Below are 9,596 nucleotides of genomic sequence, written 5' to 3' on the forward strand. Positions count from 1 at the left end.
GGCACACACCCGCCGAAGCCCTCGCCACGCTACTCTCAGGCCACCAGACACCAGGTGTTGCAACCACCACCTGAATCCGCCTTCCCCTCACGGACCACATGCCAGCAGCAGGGGTCCGCCCGCGGAGCGAGGCGGGAGCTAGCGCCGAGTGCTCGGCGGAGGTGCGGAAGGCGACAGAGACAACTCCGGCCCATCCATCAGCTCCGCCCAGCGGGTGTAGAAACCACGAGCGCCGATGTCATTGAACAAATGCCCGGTACGCACGTCGAATCCGGGCAAGTCGGTGCCCGCCGGATCGTCGAAGCCCATGCCCATCTGGTAGTTCAGCGGGGTGTTGCGGGCGGCGAATCCCCGGCCCACCGCGGCGATCTCCGACCAGTTCTCGCTGTCGTCGCATTCGAAGACGCCGGACGAGGAGAACGACACCGTCACGCCGCGGAGCTTCTGGCGCCGGGTTTCCGCGTCGAGTCCGGCTGGAAGGGCCACCCAGCCCCAGACTTCCATTTCCTCCGGCCCGCGCGGCTGCCACACCCGCATCGGCCCGGAATAGCCGATGAAGGAGAAATTCGGGAACACCGTGGCGTGCGCGACGGTGAGCGTGTCGCTCGTGCCGTGCGGGGACGGGCCGACGCCGGATTCCTCGTGCATCTGGTGCGTCACACCGAGATCGGTCATCGCCGCGGCGTGCCCGGCGGCGCTGGAGTACTGGAAGATGCGGCTCGGTTCGGCCATTCCGCCGATCGCCTGCAACGCCGACGCGTGCGTGGTTTCCGCGTGGTAGCCGTCGGTGCCGAGACCCTCGGCGGGCAGCTTCCAGTTGCCCCGGATCCGCCATTTCATCGGGCCGGCCAGTTCGATGTCCGAGCCGAGGGTGTCGATGAACGAATCCAGCGCGGGCCGGGCGGTCGCGAGGTAGTCGACGAGCGCCGGGGCGTCGGGGTCCCAGGTGCCGAAGATCATGCCGCGGTAGGACTCGACGCGCGTGACCGGCGTCATCGACCAGCCCTTTTTGTCCAGCCGGTCGTGATAGCCCTCGCTCTCGCGGGGCACCTTGACCAGTTCGCCCGCGGTGTCGTAGGTCCAGCCGTGGAAGGAACAGGTGAATCGCTTGGTATTGCCGGAATCCTGCCGGCACACTCGCATCCCGCGGTGCCGGCACACGTTGAGCACGGCCCGGATGCCGCCGTCGCGCTGGCGCGACACGATGACCGGGTCCTCGCCCATCAGCGCGGTCACGAAGTCGCCCGGCGCGCGCAATTGCGATTCGTGCGCCAGGAAAAGCCACGAGCGGGCGAAGACCGTGCTCAGTTCTCTCCGATACATTTCTTCGGAGTGGAAAATGTCCGCCGAGATCTTTCCGGTGGTGTCGAAGTCGATCAGATCGGCGTACATCTTCTACAGTCTCCCGTCGCTGTCGGAGGTCGGATGGATTCGCGCGGTCAGAAGAAAAGGCCGAGGTTGTTGGCCTGCACCACGCTCTCGGCGAGGTGGATGGCGCGGTTGACGAGCTGGAAGTTCAGCTCGGGATGGGCGCGCAGCGTGTCGGTCCGCCGCCCGGAGAACGTGACGGCGTCGTCGGCGAGCCGGTTGCGGTAGACGTGGAAGACGCTGCGGACGAGGTATTCGCCGTCGATGTCGGTGGGTTCGGCGGTGATGTTCGTCAGCGCGCGGACCGTGCGGGCGGGCGGGTTGTCCGACCACGCGGTGGGCTGCTGCAGCCGCCGCACGCGCACCTCCAGCATGGCTTTGTCTTCGTCGTAGTGGTTGAATTCGTCGACGCCGGTGGCTTCCGACAGCAAATCGCGGTGCAACCGGTTGCGCCGCAACGGCATGAAATAGTGCACGTCGTCCGCGATCAGGTCGAACCAGTCGTTGTACCGGGCTTCGTCCAGCAGCCGCGCCTCGAAATACAGGAACTGCTCGATCTCGTACAGCAGCGCGTGCGGAACCCGGCGCGGCGGCCGGACCGGCGGCGCGTCGTCCGGCCGCGGCCGGAACGCCTGGGACGAAACGACGGGCCCGGTGAATGCGGTCATGCGAAACCTCCTCAGGTTCTCGGGCGGGGAGCCACGGTGATCACCCCGTCGAGCACCGTGACCGTCCAGGTGTCGACGGGTTCGACCGCGGGCATGGTGAGCGCGGCCCCGGTACGCAGGCAGAACCGGGAGAAATGCGCCGGGCACTCCAGCGTGTCGCCGTCCACGAACCCGTCCGACAGCTCCACGTCGGCGTGCGAGCACTGGTCGGTCACGGCGTAGACGCCGGTGCCGGTGCGGATCACCGCCACCGGTCCCCAAGGCGTCTCCACCGCGCGAGGCTCGTTCAGCACCAGCTCGTCGTCGGGGCACACCGGGAACGGCGCGGTGTTCATCGGGCCCTTCGTCATCTTTGGCGCGCCTTCAGGAAACCCGGGTCGCCAGGTAATGCCGGTAGCTGCGCACCGGGGCCTTGTCGGAAACCCCCAGCCCGGTTTTCTTCCGGGACCATTTCGCCACCGCCGACATGCTGGCGTCGCCGGTGAACGGGGCGCCCAGCGCGGTGAGCAGGCCGTGTTTGGCGATCGTCCGCTTCACCGGCGACATCCGCTGCTGCGCGAAGGTCTTGCGCACGAAACTGTCGTCCGCCATCCGTTTCCGGACCGCCGCCTTGACCTGCGGCGAAATGTCGTTCTCCGCCAGCCATTCCAGGCGTTCGCAGCCGGGCATCGCCTTGGCGAAGGTCTCCGCCCGGTGATCGGTGAGAGCGTCGACGAGCGAAAGATAGCCGCCCGGTTTGAGCACACGGGCGACCTCGGCGAAGAACTTGTCCAGCGACGGATAGCTGTGCGAGCTCTCCACGTTCACGACCACGTCGAAGGTGCCGTCCTCGAACGGAAGGTTTTCCGCGTCGCCGACGGTGTAGGTGAGGTGGTCGCCGCGCGAGTAGCGGCCGTTCGCCCGGTGGATCGCGGCCTTGGAGATGTCCACTCCGGACAGTTGCTCCGCTCCCGTTACCCGGGAAAGGAAATTGAGCCCGGCTCCGATGCCGCAGCCGACCTCGAGCACGCGTTTTCCTTGGTAGGAAGCCAGATCCAGCGGCACCTGGGTCAGGGTGTGGAAGTACAGCAGTTCGGAGAAACCGTCGGTGCCGAAAGCGGTGAACCCGGGAAGGATCTCCTCGACCCGCCGCTCGAGTTCGGCGTCGTAGAGACCCCAGTTCCACAGATCGCCCAGATTCCAGGTGGCGGCGATCATGTCGTACACCGAGGAGATCGCGGCCTTGGTCTGCGCCGCTTCCTGCTCGTTGTAGCTGTCGCCGGTACCCGCCACGTGCAGCCGTTCCGTCGGCTTCGACAGTTCGTTCAGGTTCTGCGCACCAGGTTCGGTTCGCTTCGTCTGGGCCACTGCCAGTTCCCCCTTGTCCGATTCCGCGTCGCGACGGGCGCGCTTTCCCCGAGGGGGCGCGGAGCGGCCGGGTATTTCCCCGGACCGTGCTGTGGATCAACGTACTCGAACCGGCCGAAGTTGAGTAGTGCTCGCCCGCCGGTGTGCGACCGAGGCCCGGAACGGGCTATTCCGTTGTCCCCCGCGGACTTTCCGGCCGCATCTTGTCGCATTTCCGCGAAGCAGCGGGCTGATCGACTGCGGCGGAACGACCGCCGCTGTCCGGTGTTCGGACCGGATTGGTCGGGCCCCCGGTTCTGGCTACCGTGGCCGCCAGGGCCCGGCCATCGGAATGCCCTGCCGCAGAAAGGATCCTTCACCCATGTCGGAAATCACCGAGAGCACTTCCTGGGTCCGGCGCTTCCATCCGGCCCCGGACGCGCCGGTGCGGCTGGTCTGCTTTCCCCACGCGGGCGGTTCGGCCAGCTTCTACCACCCGATGTCGAAAGCGTTGTCGGGCGAGCTGGACGTGCTCAACCTCCAGTACCCCGGCAGGCAGGACCGCCGCCGCGAGCCGGTGATCGAAGATCTCGGCAAGCTCGCCGACGAGGTGGCCGAGGTCCTCCGGCCGTGGCTGGACCGGCCGGTCGCGTTCTTCGGGCACAGCATGGGCGCCGTGCTCGCGTTCGAGACCGCGCTGCGGCTGGAAAGCGATTCCGCGTTCAGCCCGGTGCGGTTGTTCGCCTCCGGCAGGCGCGCCCCGTCGACCAGCCGCGACGAATCCGTGCACCTGCGCGACGACGACGGCATCCTCGCCGAGCTGAAGCTGATGAGCGGCACCGACGCCCGGCTGCTCGGCGACGAGGAGATCCTCCGGATGAGCCTGCCCGCCATCCGGGGCGACTACCGGGCGATCGAGACCTACCGGGCGCGGCCGGGCGCGACGGTGCGCTGCCCGATCGACGCGTGGACCGGGGACGACGATCCGAAAACGACGCTCGCCGAGGCGCGGGCCTGGCAGGAGCACACGACGGGCGGCTTCGACCTCACCGTGTTCACCGGCGGGCACTTCTTCCTTGCCCACCACCAGCAGGAGATCACCGCGCTCGTCCGGACGCGGACCGCGGTCGCCGCTCGATGACCGGATTCCCTGTGCAACCGCGGGAATCCGGCGGTCGCACAGCCGCGGGCGGGCCGAACGTCCGAATCGTAGTGGTCCGGATCGGCTTGCGGAAGCCCGGTCCGCCCGACCTTCGGCGGTCCCCTAACAGCGAATCCTCCGACTAGTCTCACAATTCGGACATCCACCGTGCGTGGCCGGGTAGAGTTGGCTCTTGTCGGACTGCTGGAGGAACCGGTGAGTCATCCACCTTACGAGTTCGGCGTACTGGGGCCGCTGGAATTGCGTGCGCACGGTACGCCCGTGCCGGTCAACGCACCGACACAGCGGGTAGTTCTCGCGGCGTTGCTGCTGCGCGCGAACAAAGTGGTGACGCTGGGCGAACTCACCGAAATCGTGTGGGGCGCGAGCGTGCCCGCGCAGCCGACGACCGCGTTGCGCGTCTACATCATGCGGTTGCGCCGGCTGCTCGGGCGTTCGGAGATCATCCGGACCACGCCGACCGGATATCTCCTCGAAGTCCCGGACAACGCGCTCGACCTGCACCGCTTCCGCGACCTCACCGTCCGGGCGGGAAGGCTGGCGGCGGACGGCGAACTCGCCCGCGCCGTCCGGCTGTGGGACGAGGCGCTGGCGCTGTGGCGGGACGAGCCGTTGCTGAACGTGCCCTCGGATTCGCTGCGCCGGTCCGAGACGCCGCAACTGGTGGAGGCCCGGCTGCGGGCCGAATGCGAGCGCGCCGAAGCGAAGCTCAGCCTCGGCGAGCACCAGGAGGTCGTCAGCCATCTCCGCAGGCTGACCGCCGAGTACCCGCTGCGCGAGCAGTTCTGGTACCAGCTCATGCTCGCCCTGCACGGAGTGGGCAGGCAGGCCGAGGCGCTCAGCGCGTACCGGACGATCGTCGACGCGCTCGCCCAGAACCTGGGCACGGAGCCGGGCCCGGAACTGCAGAACCTCTTCCACGCCATCCTGAACGACGATCTCGACCTCAAAGCGCCCGCGGTGCAGGCTGTCCGGGCGTCCCGGCGGCCGGCACCCGCCTCCGCGCCCGGCGTTTCCCAGCTGCCGCCCGCGCTGGAGCCGTTCGTCGGGCGCGCCGCCGAACTCGAGCGGATCGGCGGACTGCTGGAGACGGCCGGGGACGGGACGGTGCCCGTCGTGACCGTGTCCGGTCCGCCCGGGGTCGGCAAGACCGCGCTGGCCGTGCGGCTGGCGCACCAGCTGCGTTCCCGCTTCCCGGACGGCCAGCTCTACGTCGACCTGCGCGGGTACTCGGACAAACCCGCGCTCTCGACGCCGTCGGTGCTCGCCCGGCTGATGCGGGCGCTCGGCCTCCCCGCCGAACGCACCCCCGTCGAAGAGGAAGAGCAGGTCACCGCGTACCGCGCGCTGCTGGCGGGCAAACGGGTGCTGGTCATGCTGGACAACGCCGCCTCAGCCGCGCAGATCCGGCCGTTGATCCCGGGGGCGCCTGGCTGCGCCGTGCTGGTCACCAGCCGCAGCGAGCTGCGCAGTCTCGTCGCGCTGGACGGAGCCCATCTGGTCCGGCTCGACCTGTTCGAACGGCGGGCTTCGGTGTCCCTGCTCGGCACGCTGCTCGGCGAGCAGGTCGTGGAGGAGCAGCGGGAGGCGGTCACGCGGCTGGCCGACCTGTGCGGGCATCTGCCGCTGGCGCTGCGGATCGCGGGCGGCAATCTGGCGGGCAGGCCGCGGCCGGACATCAGCGCCTACAACCGGTCTTTCGAGGAAGGGTCCTGGGCGCACGCGCTGACCGTGGAGACCGAGGAGGACATCGCGGTCCACCAGGCGTTCGGCCTGTCCTACGCGGGGCTGAAACCCGAGGTCCAGACGATGTTCCGGCTGCTGGCGCTGGCGCCGGGAACCGATTTCCCCGCCGACGCCGCCGCCGTGCTCGCCGATCTTCCGCGGGCCGACGCCGTGCGCACGCTGGAACAGCTGGCCGAGGCGAGCCTCCTGCACCGGCTGCCCGGCGACCGCTACCACATGCACGACCTGCTGCGGGACTACGCGGCCCAGCGCGGGGAGTCCGACGACGACCCCGGGTACCTGGAACAAGCGAGGACGCGGCTGCGCGACTGGCATCTGCGCACCGCGGAACAAGCGGTCCGGACGCTGTACGGCGAACTCCCCCGCTACACCCGGCCGCAAACCCCGGTGCCGGAAGCACCGGCCGGCCTCAGCCGCGAGAACGCGCTGCGCTGGCTCGACGCCGAGCGGGCCAGCCTGATGGCGCTGGTGGAACACTGCGCCGAACACGGTCCCCGCGAGGTGTCCTGGCAACTCACCGAGATCCTGGATTCCTACCTCAGCGTCAACGGGCACCAGGTCGACCTGCTCGCCGCGGCGGCGACCGGCCTGCGTGCCGCGCGCGAGGCGGGCGACACGGCCGCCGAGACCGCCATGCTGATCCCGCTGATCCGCGAATGCCAGCTTGCCGGTGACCTGGCCAAGGCGGAGCGATACCTGGCCGAGGCGCTGGACGAGGCCAACTCGGCCGCTCCCGGACGGCCGATGGTGCTCGTGCTCGACGGCGGCATCCGGCTCGACCTCGACGAACTCGACGCCGCGCGGAGCCGGTTCCGGCAGGTCGCCGAACTGCCCAAGAGCAGGCGGGTGCCGCCGATCGTGCGGCTGAAAGCGTTGCTGGGACTGGGTTATGTCCAGCTGCTGCACGGCGAGTTCGCCAGCGTCCAGCCGTTGCTGGGCTCCGCGCGGAAACTGGCCGAGCGGATCGACGCGACGATCGAACTGGTCGAATCCCTGCTGCTGCTCGGCCATTCCCACCTCGCGCTGGGAGACCCCGGCCGCGCGGCCGAGTACCTTGTCGAAGCGGCCGACCGGGCGAAGGCGTCGGGAACCCGGCACCACCACGTGGAAAGCCTCGGCCAGCTGGCGATCGCCCTGCTGGCGGCGGGCGATCCCGCGAAGGCCGCCGCGATCGGCGATCGTGCGCTGGCTTCCGCCGCGAAACTGGGCAATCCGCGTACTACGGCCAATGCCTGGAACGTCGTGGGAACGGTCCGTCTCGGGCGGGGCGAGTTCAACGAAGCGGTGCAGGCGTACGAAAACGCGCTGGAACACTCCACCGGCGGCACGGTGCACCGCTACGGCATGCTGGAAGCCCTTCTCGGGCTGGCCAGGGCGCACGGCGAAGCCGCTCGGCCCAGAACCGCCTTCAGTCACGCGAGGTACGCCCTCACCGGTGCCCGCGACAGCGGCTACCGCTACCACGAAGGCCTCGCGCGGGGGATTCTCCTCCAGCACTCGCGCGGCACCGTGCCGCAGACCTTCTCCTGATCGCTGTGTAAGCGCAAGCCCCGCCTCGGAAAGAACACGGTCGCAAACTCCCGTCTTCCGCTACAGTCCAGTGCAGGCTCGCCGCGCCGATTCGCGTTCCGACGTCGACCGCGCAGTGCGGCAGTGCCGCGATTCCCCTTGGCCCGCGCCGGAAAGCGCGCGTTTCGAAAGGTGCACTGGCATCGTGACGACCGGACAAAGTCTTTCCCCCGCCGAATTCACCCTTCCGGACGGCCGGGTAATCTTCTGCACCAACGAACGCAACGCCGAACTCATCTGGCACGAGATGTCCACCAGCATCTACCTCCGCGAGGAGAAACTGCCGGACGACGCCACCATCATCGACGTCGGCGCGCATTTCGGCCTGTTCTCGCTGCACACCGCGAGCGGTCTCGCGAACGCCAGGGTCATCGCCTGCGAACCGGCCAGCGCCACCTTCGACTGCCTGTCCCGCAACTTCGCCGCCCACCTGCCCGGCGGCGTAGCCCTCCAGACGGCGGTCGCCGACCGGACCGGAACCGTTGAGCTGACCTACTATCCGGCCAACGAAACCATCGCGACGATCGAGGTCGACGAAGACGACGACCAGCGCAACATCTCGGCCGTCTTCGCCAACGTCGGAGCCGATCCAGCACAATCGCAGGCCTACTGCGAGGAAATCCGCCGCGACGCGGAAACCTACCCGGTGCCGGTCACCACGGTCGCGCAGCTGTTCTCCGACCACGAACTGGACACTGTGGACCTCCTGAAGATCGACGTGGAACGAGCCGAACTGGCAGTGCTGCGCGGAATCGGCGAGGCGAACTGGCCCAAGATCCGCACCATTTCGGTAGAGGTGCACGACCTGAACGGCAGACTGAACGAGGTGCTGAACCTGCTGACCGCGAAGCACTACCGGACCGAGCAGTTGCAGCAGGACCTCTACAAAGGATCGAGCGTCCACATCGTCCGGGCGTATCGCCCCTGACCCCGTTCCCGCTCTACCCTCTGAACAGGTTGACTCCATGGCCACGCAAATCACCGCCACCGAAGAACTTCTCGACTACGTCCGGGAGATTTCCGGTTCCGAGGACACCCTGCTAGCCGAACTGCGCACCGAAACCGCCGAACTTCCCGGCGGAACGGCAATGCAGGTACTCCCGGAAGAAGCGCGTTTCCTGGCCCTGCTGGTGCGTCTGACCGGTGCCGTACGAATCCTGGAAATCGGCACCTTCACCGGCTATAGCACCCTGTCCATGGCCCGCGCCCTCCCCGAAGACGGACGGTTGGTCACCTGCGACCTCAACCCGAAATGGGTGAAGTTCGCGACCCCCTACTGGGAACGAGCCGGCGTAGCGGACCGCATCGAACCACGCATCGGCGACGCAGGCACGACCCTGGACGAACTGGCCGCTGAAGCACCCTTCGACCTGGTCTTCATCGACGCAGACAAGGCCAACTACCCGAAATACTACGAGAAATCCGCAGAACTGGTCCGCCCAGGCGGCCTAATCGTCCTGGACAACACCCTTTTCCTAGGCCGAGTAATCGACCCGTCGGCCGATGACCCAGACACCCGCGGCATACGCGAAGTGAACGAACTAATCCGCAAAGACCCCCAAGTAGAAACCTGCGTACTCCCCCTCTCCGACGGAGTAACCCTCGCCCGCCGAAAAACCCCCTAACACACACAAAACCCCGCCAACCCACCCAACCAGCGAAGCACCCACACCACCCCCGCACCCCGATACGAAGCCAAAAATGCGGACGGCGGGTGCTTGTCAAGGCATCTTTCCCGCCTTGACAAGCACCCGCCG

8 protein-coding genes are annotated in these 9,596 nt (G+C 68.0%); 4 read left to right on the top strand and 4 right to left on the bottom strand.

The window, feature by feature from the left end; all coding sequences use genetic code 11:
* Positions 1–138: 138 nt before the first annotated feature.
* The 4 genes from ACZ7SW_RS46610 to ACZ7SW_RS46625 are packed head-to-tail and all read right to left on the bottom strand — an operon-like array spanning position 139 to position 3,383.
* Complete coding sequence (locus ACZ7SW_RS46610) at positions 139–1,392, bottom strand: aromatic ring-hydroxylating oxygenase subunit alpha (RefSeq protein ID WP_470236811.1); 1,254 nt, start codon at positions 1,390–1,392, stop codon at positions 139–141.
* Positions 1,393–1,439: 47 nt separating this feature from the next.
* Positions 1,440–2,036 (bottom strand): 3-phenylpropionate/cinnamic acid dioxygenase subunit beta, encoded by a 597-nt coding sequence (locus tag ACZ7SW_RS46615; RefSeq protein WP_470236812.1) that lies wholly within the window; start codon positions 2,034–2,036, stop codon positions 1,440–1,442.
* An 11-nt stretch (positions 2,037–2,047) separates the two neighbouring features.
* Positions 2,048–2,386 (bottom strand): non-heme iron oxygenase ferredoxin subunit, encoded by a 339-nt coding sequence (locus tag ACZ7SW_RS46620; protein WP_470236813.1) that lies wholly within the window; start codon positions 2,384–2,386, stop codon positions 2,048–2,050.
* A 13-nt stretch (positions 2,387–2,399) separates the two neighbouring features.
* Positions 2,400–3,383, bottom strand: coding sequence for a class I SAM-dependent methyltransferase (locus ACZ7SW_RS46625; protein WP_470236814.1), 984 nt, complete (start codon positions 3,381–3,383; stop codon positions 2,400–2,402).
* Between the two features lie 361 nt (positions 3,384–3,744).
* Here ACZ7SW_RS46625 and ACZ7SW_RS46630 point away from each other — a divergent pair, with 361 nt between their 5' ends.
* From ACZ7SW_RS46630 to ACZ7SW_RS46645, 4 genes are all read left to right on the top strand, one after another.
* Entirely contained in the window at positions 3,745–4,503 is a 759-nt protein-coding gene (locus tag ACZ7SW_RS46630; protein WP_470236815.1) for a thioesterase II family protein, read from the top strand.
* Positions 4,504–4,719: 216 nt separating this feature from the next.
* On the top strand, positions 4,720–7,800 hold the full coding sequence (locus ACZ7SW_RS46635; RefSeq protein ID WP_470236816.1) for an AfsR/SARP family transcriptional regulator: 3,081 nt from the start codon (positions 4,720–4,722) through the stop codon (positions 7,798–7,800).
* A gap of 184 nt (positions 7,801–7,984) precedes the next feature.
* Positions 7,985–8,767, top strand: a complete 783-nt coding sequence (locus ACZ7SW_RS46640; protein WP_470236817.1) for an FkbM family methyltransferase — start codon at positions 7,985–7,987, stop codon at positions 8,765–8,767.
* 37 nt (positions 8,768–8,804) lie between these two features.
* A complete protein-coding gene (locus ACZ7SW_RS46645) occupies positions 8,805–9,464 on the top strand; it encodes an O-methyltransferase (protein ID WP_470236818.1) in 660 nt (219 codons plus the stop codon).
* Positions 9,465–9,596 lie beyond the last annotated feature (132 nt).

This window comes from Amycolatopsis sp. NPDC114484, from assembly GCF_055633755.1.